This is a genomic window from Photorhabdus noenieputensis (assembly GCF_018448935.1).
Classification (GTDB): Bacteria; Pseudomonadota; Gammaproteobacteria; order Enterobacterales; family Enterobacteriaceae; genus Photorhabdus; species Photorhabdus noenieputensis.
Genome location: NZ_RCWC01000002.1, coordinates 173,683 through 189,188, shown reverse-complemented (window position 1 = coordinate 189,188; position 15,506 = coordinate 173,683). Strand labels below are relative to the sequence as shown.

The following is a 15,506-nucleotide window of genomic DNA, read 5'->3' as shown; positions in this document are numbered from 1 at the left end:
GCTACCTTCAATGTCAAAACCCCAGGGCTAACCTGGGGTTTCATGAATATATCAATCAAACTACGAAACAATTACTGGTCTTTATTTCCTGACCGCCCTACTTGTTCACCACCTTGCGCCAATGTATTGATATCATCGGCTGGTTTTGCAGCCTGCGGAGGAGGTGTATTACCTGTTGGGCGACTGCTATTATTGCTGCCATTATCGCTTTCCCACCCAGCCGGTGGACGCACATTTGTTCGATTCATTAAGTCATCAATCTGGGGAGCATCAATAGTTTCGTACTTCATCAATGCATCTTTCATCGAATGCAAAATATCAAGGTTATCCATCAGAATCTGACGAGCACGTTGATAGTTATGATCGATAATTGCCTTCACTTCCTGATCGATAAGACGAGCAGTTTCATCAGACATGTGCTTAGCTTTAGCAACTGAACGGCCGAGGAATACTTCTCCTTCTTCCTCTGCATAGAGTAATGGGCCGAGTTTTTCTGAGAACCCCCACTGCGTTACCATGTTACGGGCAATTGATGTCGCCACTTTGATATCGTTAGATGCGCCAGTAGAAACGCTGTCTGGACCATAAATAATCTCTTCTGCCAGACGACCTCCATATAAGGTTGAAATCTGGCTTTCCAACTTCTGGCGACTGGCGCTGATCTGATCTCCTTCCGGTAGGAAAAAAGTCACCCCCAAAGCACGGCCACGCGGAATAATGGTAACTTTGTGAACAGGATCATGCTCAGGAACCAGACGACCAATAATGGCATGGCCTGCTTCATGATAAGCAGTTGATTCTTTTTGCTCTTCCGTCATCACCATAGAGCGACGTTCCGCGCCCATCATGATTTTGTCTTTCGCTTTTTCGAATTCAACCATAGAAACGACGCGTCTGTTACCGCGGGCAGCAAACAAAGCAGCTTCGTTCACTAGGTTAGCCAAATCAGCGCCAGAGAATCCCGGAGTACCGCGAGCAATGACAGAAGCATCAACATCAGTATCCAGAGGAACCCGGCGCATATGAACTTTCAGAATCTGCTCGCGGCCACGTACATCTGGCAAACCAACCACAACCTGACGGTCAAAACGACCTGGGCGCAACAACGCAGGATCAAGTACGTCGGGACGGTTAGTCGCGGCAATAACGATAATACCTTCGTTGCCTTCAAAACCATCCATCTCAACCAGCATCTGGTTCAGAGTCTGCTCACGCTCATCGTGACCCCCACCCAAACCAGCGCCACGCTGACGGCCCACCGCATCAATCTCATCAATAAAGATGATACAAGGTGCTGCTTTCTTCGCCTGCTCGAACATATCACGAACACGGGACGCACCAACACCAACAAACATTTCAACAAAGTCGGAACCTGAGATAGTAAAGAATGGCACTTTTGCCTCACCAGCAATTGCTTTTGCCAGTAAAGTCTTACCCGTACCCGGAGGCCCGACCATCAGAATACCTTTCGGAATTTTTCCACCCAACTTCTGGAAGCGGCCTGGTTCTCGCAGATATTCCACCAGTTCACCAACTTCTTCTTTCGCTTCGTCACAACCAGCAACATCAGCAAAAGTGGTTTTAATCTGATCTTCTGTCAGCATACGGGCCTTGCTTTTACCAAAAGACATTGCCCCTTTACCGCCGCCGCCCTGCATCTGACGCATAAAGAAAATCCAGACCCCAATAAGCAATAACATCGGGAACCAGGAAATGAAAATAGAAGTTAGCAGACTTGGTTCCTCTGGGGGTTCACCAACCACTTTTACGTTTTTATTCAATAACGTATCTAACAGTTTTTCATCCTGTACTGGTAGGTAAGTGGTGTATCTGCTGTTATCTTTCCTACTAACATTAATTTCACGACCTGTGATACGAACTTCGCGCACCTGATCCTGGGCTAATTCATTGATGAAGGTAGAGTAATCCACCCTACGACTATTGGAATCGCTGGGACCAAAACTCTGGAATAACGACATCAGCACAACTGCGATAACTAACCAGAGAATCAGGTTTTTCGCCATGTCACTCAAGGGATTAACCTCATATTACAACTGTGTTAACAAATAGCATTCAGGGTACTATAGTTTCCGCCCTGTCGCTACAATGTATACTTCACGCGATCGTGCCCGCGAAGCGTCTGGCTTACGAATTTTCACGTTCGTAAATAGGGAGCGAATTTCCCTCAGGTATTCATCAAAGCCTTCTCCCTGAAACACTTTGACAATAAAACTCCCCCCGGGGGCCAGCACATCACGACACATATCCAACGCCAATTCAACCAGATACATGGATCGAGGAATATCGACCGCAGGTGTTCCGCTCATATTGGGTGCCATATCCGACATGACGACCTGGACTTTGTTATCACCAACTCGCTCAAGCAATGCTTTCAATACAAGTTCATCACGAAAATCACCCTGAAGGAAATCGACACCAACAATGGGATCCATCGGTAAAAGATCACAGGCAATCACTCGCCCATTATCACCAATTTGACTCACTGCGTACTGAGACCATCCACCAGGAGCTGCGCCTAAATCGACAACGGTCATGCCAGGCTTAAAAATTTTGTCACTTTGTTGAATTTCATCAAGTTTAAACCAAGCGCGAGAACGAAGCCCTTTTTTCTGTGCTTGCAGAACATATTTATCACTAAAGTGTTCTTGTAACCAGCGACTGGAGCTTGCCGAACGTTTTTTATTGGCCATTGTCCTTTCCAACTATACTACGAATAAAGAGCCAGATATCTATTGCTCCATAACACCAAAACCACAACACACTATTTATGGTGATAGAGATGAGATGGCGGTAGAATGTCCCGTTTTCAATCCTAACTAAGCAAAAAAACAATGGCCCTTAACAAAAAACAAGTACAACACCTGAAAAGTCTCGCTCACCCGCTAAAACCTGTCGTCATGATTGGTAATAACGGCCTGACCGAGGGTGTGTTGGCCGAAATTGAACAAACGCTATCACACCATGAGCTTATCAAAGTCAAAATCGCAGGCGAAGATCGTGAAACTAAAAATTTGATCGCCGATGCAATTGTCCGCGAGACCGGTGCATATAATGTGCAAATTATCGGTAAAATCCTAGTTCTTTACCGCCAATCGGAAGAACGCAAAATTATTTTACCTAAATAATCAAACCACATTTATATAAAATGCCGTGTGCATATTATGGTAAAAAAGGCCATCTCCGGCCTTTTTTACTTTATCCACGATCCTTGTGCAACTTTACCTAACGTAAGTCAATAGCGACAAGCCAATCCTGAAGTTAAATATATTCAACTTTCAGGATTTCATATTCAACTTCACCACCTGGTGTTTTGATAATAACAACGTCATCAACTTCTTTACCGATCAAACCGCGGGCAATTGGTGAATTCACTGAGATTAAATTTTCTTTAATATCTGCTTCATCATCACCCACAATCCGGTAAGTCTGCTCTTCATCAGTATTAACATTCAAAACCGTAACTGTAGTCCCAAAAATAACACGCCCAGTTTTGGGCATTTTTGTGACATCAATCACTTGCGCATTAGAAAGCTTAGCTTCTATTTCTTGAATACGACCTTCGCAGAAACCTTGTTGTTCACGAGCAGCATGATACTCAGCATTTTCTTTCAGATCACCATGTTCACGCGCTTCAGCAATGTCTGAAATAATTTTTGGACGGCGTACGTTCTTTAGATAATCTAACTCTTCGCGCAACTTATCCGCGCCACGTACCGTCATTGGAATCTGTTTCATTTATTAATCCTCTAAATCTTTCCTGAGCAAAAAAACAAGCATCATCCTGATGTTTTCAGATAACAGCACAATGAGCACACCTTGTCGGGCGGGCTTCCAGACAATAAACAATGGTGCAAACCATAGGGCTACCCAGAGTTCGCAATCATATTTTACATATTAATATATCATTCTAACGTAGACTTGGTGATGGGTCATCGTTTACTTTTCCCCACTTTGAGCCTTAGTATTGTGGTACGTCTACATCCATATGCGAAATTTATGTCCTTCTTTAAAATTGCCAGCAGATTAGTTTGCGTTACCGCTCTGTATTTCATTACACCCAACGCAAACGCCACACCCGTTGAGGAATATACGCAATATCTGCCTGATGGTACTAATCTGGCGTTAATCGCTCAAAAAGTTGGTACCAATACCCCGTTAATTGATTATCACGGGCAGCAAATGGCTCTACCAGCAAGTACGCTGAAAGTTGTCACTGCTCTTGCAGCATTGTTACAACTGGGTAAAGATTATCGCTTTATCACCACACTGGAAAGTCACGGAAAAATTTCAAACGGCGTCCTGAAAGGGAATTTGATCGCTCGCTTTGTCGGAGATCCAACACTGACCCGTCAACAACTTCGCAATATGGTCACAGTCCTGAAACAATCTGGCGTGGAAAAAATTGACGGCGATCTTCTGATAGATGTTTCCGCTTTTGCCAGCCACGATAAAGCCCCCGGTTGGGTATGGAATGACATGACCCAATGTTTCAGCGCTCCCCCTGCTGCCGCAATTGTAGATCGAAACTGTTTTTCAGTTTCGCTATATAGTGCTGAACACCCCGGTGATACTGCGTTTATCCGCGTAGCATCTTTTTATCCCGTAAATATGTTCAGTGAAGTTAAGACATTGGCAAAAGGCTCTCCTGAAAGCCAGTACTGCGAACTGGACATCATTCCCGGAGAACTTAACCGTTTTACTCTTACTGGATGCCTTACCCAACGCAGTGAACCGCTGCCACTGGCTTTCGCAATTCAAAATGGCACCAGCTATGCCGGGGCAATTCTCAAAAATGAATTACAAGTTGCAGGAATTAAAATCACAGGTCATCTCAAACGCCAAAGCTTACCAACTGACCCGGGAAAAGTTCTGGCGCAAAATCAATCAGCACCATTACATGATCTGCTGAAAGTCATGCTAAAAAAATCTGACAATATGATCGCTGATACCGTATTTCGGACAATAGGACGACAACACTTTGATATACCTAGTACCTGGCGTTCAGGCTCTGATGCAGTACGGCAAGTATTAAAGCAAAAAGCAGGTATCGATCTAGGAAATACCGTGATGGTGGATGGCTCAGGATTATCCCGCCATAATCTGATTACTCCAGCAACCATGATGGAAGTATTACAGTTTATTGCTCAACATGATCAAGAATTAGATTTTATTTCCATGCTGCCATTGGCAGGTCATGACGGCACATTAAGATACCGGGGAGGGCTGGATGAAGCAGGTGTAAACGGAAAAGTTTCGGCTAAAACCGGTGCCCTGCAAGGAGTTTATAACCTGGCTGGCTTTATAACCACGGCTAGCGGTCAACAAGTTGCTTTCGTGCAATTTATTTCTGCTTACGCTGTACCGCCAAAAGAGCATCGCAACCGTCGAGCTCCTTTGATTCGATTCGAAAGCAGGTTGTACAAAGATTTATACCAAAGCAACTGATAAAACTGGCACCAAAAATATGGTGCCCTTAACTATGATGAGAAAAGATAAAAGTAAAAGAATCAGCGTTTATAAATAACTTCTACGCCTTCGTCATCATCTTCGTCCCAATCGTCATCCCAGTCATCGTCTATTTCCGAAACCTGTTCCAATTGCTTCTTATGGTAGTCATCCCACATAAATTCAATTTTCTCAGGCTGAGCTTCATCTTCTGTTGTGCTCATATTACGGGGCTGAGTTTTCATAAACTCCATAATATCCCAGCAAAGCGCTTTAACCCCCAAACGATTTATCGCTGAGATCATATAAAAGTCGCTTTCCCAACCCAATTCATCAGCAATAGCTTGGGCTCGTTGCTTAGCTTCTTCTGGATCTAACAGATCAACTTTATTGAATACCAACCAACGGGGCTTTTCTGCCAATTTTTCACTGTATTGCTGTAGCTCGTTGACAATAATCCGGGCATTTTCAACAGGGTCTGATTCATCAATAGGACAAATATCGATTAAGTGCAACAATACCCGGCAACGTTCCAGATGTTTCAAGAAACGAATACCCAAACCAGCGCCATCGGAAGCACCTTCAATGAGCCCTGGAATATCAGCCACAACGAAACTTTGTTCATTATCCATCCTTACTACACCCAAGCTTGGTACCAGAGTGGTAAATGGATAATCTGCAACTTTTGGTTTAGCGGCAGAAACAGCACGGATAAATGTGGACTTGCCCGCATTTGGCATCCCTAGCATACCAACATCCGCTAACAACATCAGTTCCAGCATCAATTCACGGGTTTCACCTGAGGTCCCCATCGTTCTTTGGCGAGGAGCCCGGTTGACAGAAGATTTAAAGCGAGTATTACCAAGCCCGTGGAATCCACCTTTCGCTACCATTAAACGCTGTTCATGACGAATCATATCGCCTAGAACCTCACCGGTTACTGCATCACGGACACGCGTCCCAACAGGGACTTTAATCGTGGTATCCTGACCACGCTTGCCTGTACAATCACGGCTTTGACCATTTTGTCCACGTTCTGCCCGAAAGGATTTTTCAAAACGATAGTCAATCAGTGTATTGAGATTTTCATCTGCTAGCAGATAGACATCTCCACCATCTCCACCATCTCCACCGTCTGGCCCACCCTTCGGAATATATTTTTCACGACGGAAGCTGACACAACCATTGCCACCATCCCCCGCAACAACCAGTATTCTGGCTTCATCTACAAATTTCATATTTTTTCTCCGTATGATAGCCATTACAGTGCTGGACGGCCGTGTTACCCAGAGATGGCGTACTTTAGAATATAAAAAGCCCCGCAACGCATGCAGGGCTTCTGATTCGGTTTATACCCGTTATCTTTCAAGTTGCCTCTTTGTTGGCTGCACTCACTCACCCCAGCCACATAGTTATCTATGCTCCTGGGGATTCGCGCCCTTGCCGTCGCGATGCATCTTGAAATTCATAGGGTTTATAACTCGAAAAACTTATTCAGCTTCGATGCTGATAAATTTACGGTTTTTCGGGCCTTTAACTTCGAATTTAACTTTCCCGTCAGCTAATGCGAACAGGGTGTGATCGCGACCACAACCAACATTATTGCCAGCGTGGAATTTAGTGCCACGTTGACGAACGATGATGCTGCCTGCTAATACAGACTCGCCACCAAAACGTTTTACACCCAGACGTTTACTTTCAGAATCGCGGCCATTACGAGTTGAGCCGCCAGCCTTTTTGTGTGCCATTAATCTGCTCTCCTAAATCTTAAGCGATGCCAGTGATTTTAACATCGGTGAACCACTGACGGTGGCCTTGCTGCTTACGGCTGTGTTTACGACGACGAAACTTAACGATTTTAATTTTCTCGCCACGACCGTGGGCAACCACTTCAGCTTTGATTTTAACGCCTTCAACGACAGGAGCGCCGATTTTGATGTCATCACCATTAGCGACCATCAGAACCTGGTCAAACTCAACAGTTTCACCCGTTGCGATGTCCAGCTTTTCCAGGCGAATTGTTTGACCTTCGCTGACTCGGTGTTGTTTACCACCACTTTGGAAAACCGCGTACATATAAACTCCGCTTTCCGCACGCCCCCTTAAATATCATTCCAGAGCGCGCTATAAATATTCATAATAGGGCGCGAATTCTACGCAAAAAAGCCTAAGAAGACAAGTGCAGAATTAGAGCAGATGATAAAAAAACATAGTTGCTGAATTGTCATTTATTTAGGCTGTTTTTCGAGTACAATCAAGACACAGCAATAATTATTTTAATGTTAATATGAACACAGCTCTGCATTAAAACCCATAGCCGAAAAAATATGAATTTAGAATCTATTATCAAGCTAACCGCTGATGATATGGCAGCGGTAAATGAAACCATTCTTAGTCAGTTGAATTCTGACGTTACTCTTATCAATCAGTTGGGCTACTACATAATCAGCGGTGGTGGAAAACGCCTCCGCCCAATCATTGCCATCCTGGCTAGCAGAGCATTAGGTTATCAGGGTGATAAACATGTTACTGTTGCCGCATTAATTGAATTTATCCACACAGCGACTCTGTTACATGATGATGTTGTGGATGAATCAGATATGAGGCGTGGCAAAGCGACTGCCAATGCCATGTTTGGTAATGCTGCGAGCGTACTGGTTGGTGACTTTATATACACACGCTCTTTCCAAATGATGACAACTCTTAACTCTATGCGAGTTCTCAAGTTGATGTCAGAGGCAACTAATGTTATCGCTGAAGGCGAAGTTTTACAGTTGATGAACTGCAATGATCCAAATATTTCTGAAGATGATTATATGCGGGTGATTTACAGTAAAACAGCCCGATTGTTTGAAGTCGCCGCCCACTCTTCCGCTATTCTTTCTAACGCCACCCCAGAGCAAGAAACGGCTTTACAAAATTACGGACGTTATTTAGGCACTGCATTCCAGTTAATAGATGACTTACTGGATTATGATGCCGATAGCGATACATTAGGCAAAAACACCGGTGATGATCTTAACGAAGGTAAACCGACATTGCCTTTGCTGCACGCTATGAATCATGGCAATCCAGAACAATCAGCACTTATTCGTGAAGCAATTGAAAAAGGTAATGGCCGCCATTTACTCGAAACCGTACTGGCAACCATGAAACAGTGCGGCTCACTGGAATATACCCGTAAACGAGCAGAGGAAGAAGCAGATAAAGCAATAGCTGCTTTGCAGGCGCTGGAAAACTCCCCATACAAGCAAGCACTCGTGGGGTTAGCCCATATTGCCGTACAACGCCTTTCTTAATCGATAGAACAAAACCTGGGGTTAATCTGACTCCAGGTTTTTCTCTGCGTCTTCAACACCTACATCAATATAACCAATAAGTTTTGCCAGCCCCTCTCGAAGAATAAATTTCACAATTTTTTCCCGCTCAGCTTTAGTTAATTGATAGTAAGCCTCAACCCAAATTAAGAATGGATCTTGCCGTTTGTTTGCATAATCAATAGTGCTTTCCTCTACGGATAGCACATTAAGTACATCTTCAGGCAAACTATTTATATGGTATTCAAGAGCCTTGCCCTGAACACCCCGTTTACGTCTATATTCCCATCCTTCCCGCCTTGCCATCAGATTTATTCCCTGTGGCGAAGAAGGAAGTCCGGCAATACCAACCAGCTCTTTAGCTGAGTACCATTCTTTTTTCATACTTTTCTTCTCACTTTGCACCGGGATAATGAAGAAGAATCCAAGTTAGTTGGCATTTTTAATTTCCAAAAATAGGTTAAATAACAGAAATTTTTTCTAAAAAACTTCTGATACCATCCCGTAAGATCATGGCTATCACAGCCTGTTTCTCAGATTCTGATAACTGATGGAAAGCTCCAACCCAAATAGATAAAGGATCTTGCTTCTGCACCTGATACTCAGAAGATGATTCATGAAGCTCCAGTGCCGCAATGGTCGTTTCCGGGAAACAGGAGTAGTGATACTCGACTGCTTTACCTTGCACACCTTCTCTTTTCTGACGTAACCACTCCTCGCGCTTTGCTCTGGCGTTAACTCCTTGTGGTGATCCAGGTAACTCACCCACGCCGATTAACTCCTTGGCCGAATACCACTCTTTTTTCATCACGTTTCTCTATTTTTGTAACCAAGTTCAAAAAAGAAGTTTTTAAGAAAAAATTTGGAAATATTTTTAGAAAAATAATGCTATTTTATTTCTCAATAACAGGTTTAAGTTCGTTATTAATCTCATGCGTACCTGTTATTTATACCACTAATGGCATCAAATTTAATAAAAAAAGGATTAAAAATGATTTCAAGGAAATCTGATTGGCATCCTGCCGATATAATTGCAGCTTTACGCAAGCGGGGAACAACCTTAGCTGAAGTATCACGCAAAGCGGGGCTTAGCTCATCGACTCTAGCTAATGCGCTGTCTCGGCCGTGGCCGAAAGGGGAGTGGATAATTGCGAATTATCTGGAAATACACCCTTCAGAAATTTGGCCAAGTCGTTATTTTGATCCAAATACTGGAGAATTATTAGAAAGGAAAATACGAGAACAAACAAATAATTAGCTAACGAATTATATTCGTTGAATAAAAACCGCCGGTAATTCGCTATACCAGCGGTTTTATTATTTCATAGATATATATTTTTTACTTATAAAATATATAAATTAGTTATTAATAAATTTTTCGCCTAATTCTATATCATTTCTCAATACATCTAGCATGCCTTCCAGCGCTTTCTGCTCAAAATCACTCAATTGACCAATGTCCAAACGCTCTTCTACGCCATTTTTACCCAAACGAACCGGCTGAGCAAAGAAACGAGCATATTTGCCATCACCTTCAACATAAGCACATTCCACAACATCACTTTCGCCTTGTAAGCCGCGGACCAAAGAGAGCCCAAGACGAGCCGCAGCTTGCCCCATAGACAGAGTTGCAGATCCTCCACCCGCTTTAGCTTCAACCACTTCAGTACCGGCATTCTGAATACGCTTAGTTAAAGCAACCAACTCTTCATCAGTAAAGCTCAAACCTGGGATCTGCGACAACAGAGGTAAGATTGTCACACCAGAGTGGCCACCGATAACGGGTACTTCGATTTCCTGTGGTTTTTTATCTTTCAATTCAGCAACAAAAGTATTAGAACGAATAACATCTAGGGTTGTGACCCCAAACAGGCGGTTTTTGTCATATACACCTGCTTTTTTCAGCACTTCGGCTGCAATAGCTACAGTTGTGTTGACTGGGTTAGTAATAATCCCAATCAGCGATTTTGGACAAGTTTTAGCCACTTGTTCTACCAGGTTACGAACGATACCCGCGTTAACATTAAACAGATCTGAACGATCCATACCGGGTTTACGGGCAACACCCGCAGAAATCAATACAACATCTGCTCCTTCTAACGCGGGGGTTGCATCTTCACCAGCAAAGCCTTGAATTTTCACTTCCGTTGGAATGTGGCTCAGGTCAACAGCCACCCCAGGTGTCACTGGAGCGATATCATATAAAGAGAGTTCTGAACCCGAAGGAAGCTGGGTTTTTAGTAGAAGAGCAAGAGCCTGACCAATACCACCGGCTGCACCGAGAACTGCAACTTTCATCCTGATACTCCTTAAATCGTTTATACTTTAAAATGCTGTGAATTCATCTGGTTAAGAACCATAGATTACTACGTTTTTGAAAACAATCTGTTAACAGCCAAATTGTGGACTTACGCTCTAATCGTGGGACGCAAAAGTCGCCGTATTCTAGGCAAAATGCTTATCTGTTAATGAGATAACGGACACTATTTTGAGAATTTCCCTATGATTTTACGAAATAATCGGCTAAATACCTTACACCCAACAACAACGTCAAACAACATCATTTGATTAACAATATATTTACCTGATAACCAACTAAAAAAAGCAAATTTTCATATTCATGTTTTATGAATTTCTATATAACATAAGACCAATTTTTCACAGTTTAAATTGGCTACAAAATCATTATTATTGCATAAAAATTCATTTATATGCATAATAGCAAGCTTCATAGCTGATTGAATATGGTGAAATATGCGTACTCCCTCTAAACAGGAAGATTTAGTAAAAGCTTTCAAGGCATTATTGAAAGAAGAAAAATTTAGCTCTCAAGGTGAAATTGTCACCGCTTTACTGGAAGAAGGTTTTGAGAACATTAACCAATCCAAAGTTTCCAGAATGCTCACTAAATTTGGTGCTGTTCGCACCCGCAATGCCAAAATGGAAATGGTCTACTGTCTGCCTGCTGAACTTGGCGTCCCAACAGCCACTAGCCCACTAAAAAACTTGGTACTGGACGTTGATCACAACCATTCAATTGTTGTCATTCGCACAAGTCCCGGTGCTGCACAGCTTATTGCACGTCTGCTAGATTCTCTTGGTAAAGCAGAAGGTATACTTGGCAGTATCGCTGGCGATGACACCATCTTTACCACGCCAGCCAGAGGTTTTACGGCAGAGCAGCTACGTGAAGCAATTCTTGGGTTATTCGAACAAGAGCTTTAAATGAACGCGCCAACAATGGCGCGATTCATTTTCCCACAGTTATTTTCAGGATCGATAAGCTTTTTTATTCAGTGCAAATAGCAATTTTTCATGAATGCCACCAAATCCACCATTACTCATCACCAGAATATGATCACCCTGTTGTGCTTTATCGACAATCATATTTACCAGTGAATCAATATCAGCACTCCAGTAAGCAGGCTGAACACAGCGATCTGCGATTTCTGATACATGCCATTTAATATTAGCTGGCTGAAATAAGAACACTTCGTCAGCACGTCCTAGTGCTGGCGCGATCTCATTCTTGCTGATACCCATTTTCATGGTATTTGAACGCGGTTCCAACACAGTAATAATACGCGCAGTTCCACCAACCTTACTACGCAGAGCTTCTAAAGTTGCCAGTATTGCTGTCGGGTGATGTGCAAAATCATCATAAACAGTAATGTCGTTCTCCTCACCGCGCAGCTCAAGGCGACGACGTGCGTTAATAAATTCACTTAGAGCACAACAAGCATCTGCTGGCTGGACACCAACATGATGTGCAGCGGCAACTGCAATCAGTCCGTTGCGCATATTATGCTCACCCACCAGCGACCAGTTCACTTCTCCAACAACTTTACCATCATAAAACACCTGATAATTACGACTGTCTGTGCTGATCTTTTTTGCCTGCCAGTTACCGGTTTCACCCACTAGCTCCAATTCACTCCAGCAGCCCATAGACAAAACCTGTTTCAGATTAATATCGTTATCTGGGACAAGGATCTTACCACTACCCGGAACGATCCTAACAAGATGATGGAACTGTCTCTGAATAGCCGCCATATCACCAAAAATATCACCATGATCAAATTCCAGATTGTTCATGATCAACGTACGTGGGCTGTAATGCACAAACTTAGATCGTTTATCAAAAAAAGCACTGTCATATTCATCAGCTTCTATCACGAAAAACGGGCTTTCCCCGATCTGAGCTGATGTCTCAAAATTCCCCGGAACACCACCAATTAAGAAACCTGGTTTATAACCACAAGCTTCCAAAATCCAGGCTAACATACCCGCAGTTGTTGTCTTGCCATGCGTCCCTGCAACCGCCAGCACCCAACGTTCAGGCAAAACATAATCATGCAGCCATTGTGGGCCTGAAGTATAAGGGAGCCCACGCTCCAGCACAGCTTCTACACAAGGATTCCCACGGCTCATAATATTACCGATGATGACCATATCTGGCGCAGAATCCAACTGTGCCGGGTCATATCCCTGAATCAGATTAATCCCATGTCTTTCCAGTAAGGTACTCATTGGTGGATAAACATTGGCATCAGAACCAGTCACTTCATGGCCAAGAGAACGTGCCAAAATGGCCAGTCCACCCATAAAAGTGCCGCAGATACCAAGAATATGAATACGCATTGATTTCCTATTCCATAGCATGAAGTTAGCCACTATTCTAACCATCAAAAGCAAGATAAGAAATGGAATAGCCTATGAATCATCCCTTTCTTTGGCTAAACTGCCCGCGTAAGAGTGCAATGGACACTCTAAAACCACTATCAAATCACATTCAGGACTTTCGTCATGAAAACATTAGGCGAATTCATCGTCGAAAAGCAGCACGATTTTTCTCATGCTACAGGTGAACTTACTGCATTGCTTTCTGCTATTAAGCTCGGAGCAAAAATTATACACCGTGATATCAACAAAGCCGGCTTAGTGGATATTTTAGGCACCAGCGGTGTGTCCAATATCCAAGGCGAGGTGCAGATGAAACTGGACCTGTATGCTAATGAAAAACTCAAAGCAGCACTGAAAGCACGCGGTGAAGTTGCGGGGATCGCTTCAGAGGAAGAAGATGATATCGTTATTTTTGAAGGGGACCGCGCTGAAAACGCAAAATATGTTGTTTTGATGGACCCATTAGATGGTTCTTCAAATATTGATGTAAACGTTTCCGTCGGTACTATCTTCTCTATCTACCGCCGTATTACCCCCATCGGCCAGCCGGTGACTGAAAAAGATTTCCTGCAACCAGGTCATCGTCAAGTCGCCGCCGGATATGTTGTTTACGGTTCTTCAACTATGCTGGTCTACACCACTGGCTGTGGGGTACACGCCTTTACTTACGATCCTTCCTTGGGAGTATTTTGTCTTTCCCATGAGAAAGTTCAGTTCCCACCCAATGGCAATATGTATTCCATCAACGAAGGGAATTACATCAAATTCCCTATGGGGGTAAAGAAATACATCAAATATTGCCAGGAACAAGATGAAGCAACTCAGCGCCCTTATACCACCCGTTATATTGGTTCGCTGGTTGCTGATTTCCACCGCAATTTACTGAAAGGCGGCATCTACATCTACCCAAGCACCGCCAGCCATCCATCAGGAAAATTACGCCTGCTGTATGAATGTAACCCAATGGCATTCCTGGCTGAACAAGCCGGAGGTAAAGCCAGTGATGGCGCTAATCGCATTCTGGATATCATCCCATCCAAACTGCATCAGCGCATCCCTTTCTTTGTGGGCAGTAAGTCGATGGTGGAGAAAGCCGAGAGTTTTATGGCTGAGTTCCCAGATGAGTAATTTCATCGGTTAATGACGGATAAGCGGCGGGATTTTTCGTCGCTTTTTTAATTTTAACTAGTTACTTTATTACCACCTAACAGATCACCTTCAATAAAATGGCGATTACACAAAATCGTGCACAAGCTCCAAAAATCGGACTGAGTTCCCTTCCAGTGATCTATTATTTTGAAAATTTATTTAGGTTTTATAGTGACTGCGCCACGGGGCTATCACCAAACTCAGAGACAGCATTTACCAACAAACTACTTGTCAGAAAAATGGAGAGTACTTTAAAAAATGTTTTGGCTATAATACCCCCCACTCTATTCTGGTTTGAAATAAAGGAAACTTTCATGAGCCTGAACTTAGTACCGGCAGGAAAAGAACTGCCTGAAGATATCTATGTCATTATTGAGATTCCTGCAAATGCAGATCCGATTAAATATGAAATTGATAAAGAATCCGGTGCGCTGTTTGTAGACCGTTTTATGTCTACCACGATGTTCTATCCATGCAACTATGGTTACATCAACAACACTTTATCTCTGGATGGTGACCCGGTTGATGTTCTGGTTCCCACGCCATACCCACTACAACCAGGCTCTGTGATCCGTTGCCGTCCGGTTGGCGTTCTGAAAATGACTGATGAATCAGGTGAAGACGCAAAACTGGTTGCAGTTCCACATAGCAAACTAACCAAAGAGTATGATCACATTAAAGATGTGAACGATTTACCAGAACTACTGCGTGCTCAGATCACTCACTTCTTTGAGCACTATAAAGATCTGGAAAAAGGTAAGTGGGTTAAAGTTGATGGTTGGGATAATGTCGAAGCTGCTAAAGCAGAAATTATCTCCTCTTTCGAACGTGCCGCTAAGAAATAGCTTTCCTCTGTTTGAATAATTAAAAAACCTCTGGGGAACATCACCG

General features: G+C 43.3%; 17 protein-coding genes. 7 read left to right on the top strand and 10 right to left on the bottom strand.

Annotated elements, in window-relative coordinates; all coding sequences use genetic code 11:
* Positions 1-71 precede the first annotated feature (71 nt).
* A complete protein-coding gene (gene ftsH / locus EAE91_RS02955) occupies positions 72-2,033 on the bottom strand; it encodes an ATP-dependent zinc metalloprotease FtsH (protein WP_214087181.1) in 1,962 nt (653 codons plus the stop codon).
* 48 nt (positions 2,034-2,081) lie between these two features.
* Entirely contained in the window at positions 2,082-2,711 is a 630-nt protein-coding gene (gene rlmE, locus EAE91_RS02950) for a 23S rRNA (uridine(2552)-2'-O)-methyltransferase RlmE (protein WP_214087180.1), read from the bottom strand.
* 141 nt (positions 2,712-2,852) lie between these two features.
* On the opposite strand from rlmE, the gene yhbY reads away from it, so the two are divergent.
* Entirely contained in the window at positions 2,853-3,146 is a 294-nt protein-coding gene (yhbY, locus tag EAE91_RS02945) for a ribosome assembly RNA-binding protein YhbY (protein ID WP_214087179.1), read from the top strand.
* Between the two features lie 133 nt (positions 3,147-3,279).
* On the opposite strand, the gene greA is transcribed toward yhbY, so the two are convergent.
* A complete protein-coding gene (gene greA / locus EAE91_RS02940) occupies positions 3,280-3,756 on the bottom strand; it encodes a transcription elongation factor GreA (protein WP_036776530.1) in 477 nt (158 codons plus the stop codon).
* Between the two features lie 261 nt (positions 3,757-4,017).
* Here greA and dacB point away from each other — a divergent pair, with 261 nt between their 5' ends.
* Complete coding sequence (gene dacB / locus EAE91_RS02935) at positions 4,018-5,466, top strand: serine-type D-Ala-D-Ala carboxypeptidase (RefSeq protein WP_214087178.1); 1,449 nt, start codon at positions 4,018-4,020, stop codon at positions 5,464-5,466.
* A 62-nt stretch (positions 5,467-5,528) separates the two neighbouring features.
* Here the strand turns inward: dacB and cgtA are convergent, their stop codons facing one another.
* The 3 genes from cgtA to rplU form a co-directional block, all read right to left on the bottom strand.
* Positions 5,529-6,704, bottom strand: coding sequence for an Obg family GTPase CgtA (cgtA, locus tag EAE91_RS02930; protein WP_214087177.1), 1,176 nt, complete (start codon positions 6,702-6,704; stop codon positions 5,529-5,531).
* 252 nt (positions 6,705-6,956) lie between these two features.
* On the bottom strand, positions 6,957-7,214 hold the full coding sequence (rpmA, locus tag EAE91_RS02925) for a 50S ribosomal protein L27 (RefSeq protein ID WP_011148617.1): 258 nt from the start codon (positions 7,212-7,214) through the stop codon (positions 6,957-6,959).
* A 19-nt stretch (positions 7,215-7,233) separates the two neighbouring features.
* Positions 7,234-7,542 carry a 50S ribosomal protein L21 gene (rplU, locus tag EAE91_RS02920; RefSeq protein WP_011148618.1) on the bottom strand — a complete coding sequence of 103 codons (309 nt, stop codon included), beginning with the start codon at positions 7,540-7,542 and terminating at the stop codon, positions 7,234-7,236.
* A 251-nt stretch (positions 7,543-7,793) separates the two neighbouring features.
* On the opposite strand from rplU, the gene ispB reads away from it, so the two are divergent.
* Positions 7,794-8,765, top strand: a complete 972-nt coding sequence (gene ispB, locus EAE91_RS02915) for an octaprenyl diphosphate synthase (protein WP_214087176.1) — start codon at positions 7,794-7,796, stop codon at positions 8,763-8,765.
* A 21-nt stretch (positions 8,766-8,786) separates the two neighbouring features.
* Here ispB and EAE91_RS02910 read toward each other — a convergent pair whose 3' ends face one another.
* Both EAE91_RS02910 and EAE91_RS02905 read right to left on the bottom strand, forming a co-directional pair.
* On the bottom strand, positions 8,787-9,167 hold the full coding sequence (locus EAE91_RS02910) for a DNA-binding protein (protein WP_214087175.1): 381 nt from the start codon (positions 9,165-9,167) through the stop codon (positions 8,787-8,789).
* Between the two features lie 76 nt (positions 9,168-9,243).
* Positions 9,244-9,591 (bottom strand): DNA-binding protein, encoded by a 348-nt coding sequence (locus tag EAE91_RS02905; RefSeq protein WP_214087174.1) that lies wholly within the window; start codon positions 9,589-9,591, stop codon positions 9,244-9,246.
* Positions 9,592-9,774: 183 nt separating this feature from the next.
* Between EAE91_RS02905 and EAE91_RS02900 the strand changes: the two genes are divergently transcribed.
* Positions 9,775-10,041: a helix-turn-helix domain-containing protein gene (locus tag EAE91_RS02900; RefSeq protein WP_036770439.1), complete on the top strand. Its 267-nt coding sequence runs from the start codon at positions 9,775-9,777 to the stop codon at positions 10,039-10,041.
* A gap of 101 nt (positions 10,042-10,142) precedes the next feature.
* Here the strand turns inward: EAE91_RS02900 and mdh are convergent, their stop codons facing one another.
* On the bottom strand, positions 10,143-11,081 hold the full coding sequence (gene mdh, locus EAE91_RS02895) for a malate dehydrogenase (RefSeq protein ID WP_214087173.1): 939 nt from the start codon (positions 11,079-11,081) through the stop codon (positions 10,143-10,145).
* 456 nt (positions 11,082-11,537) lie between these two features.
* Between mdh and argR the strand changes: the two genes are divergently transcribed.
* A complete protein-coding gene (argR, locus tag EAE91_RS02890; protein ID WP_036776550.1) occupies positions 11,538-12,008 on the top strand; it encodes a transcriptional regulator ArgR in 471 nt (156 codons plus the stop codon).
* 45 nt (positions 12,009-12,053) lie between these two features.
* Here argR and mpl read toward each other — a convergent pair whose 3' ends face one another.
* Positions 12,054-13,424, bottom strand: a complete 1,371-nt coding sequence (gene mpl, locus EAE91_RS02885) for a UDP-N-acetylmuramate:L-alanyl-gamma-D-glutamyl-meso-diaminopimelate ligase (protein ID WP_214087172.1) — start codon at positions 13,422-13,424, stop codon at positions 12,054-12,056.
* 165 nt (positions 13,425-13,589) lie between these two features.
* Here mpl and fbp point away from each other — a divergent pair, with 165 nt between their 5' ends.
* Positions 13,590-14,594, top strand: coding sequence for a class 1 fructose-bisphosphatase (gene fbp / locus EAE91_RS02880; RefSeq protein ID WP_214087171.1), 1,005 nt, complete (start codon positions 13,590-13,592; stop codon positions 14,592-14,594).
* Between the two features lie 335 nt (positions 14,595-14,929).
* Positions 14,930-15,460 carry an inorganic diphosphatase gene (ppa, locus tag EAE91_RS02875; protein WP_011148627.1) on the top strand — a complete coding sequence of 177 codons (531 nt, stop codon included), beginning with the start codon at positions 14,930-14,932 and terminating at the stop codon, positions 15,458-15,460.
* The last annotated feature ends 46 nt before the right edge of the window (positions 15,461-15,506 follow it).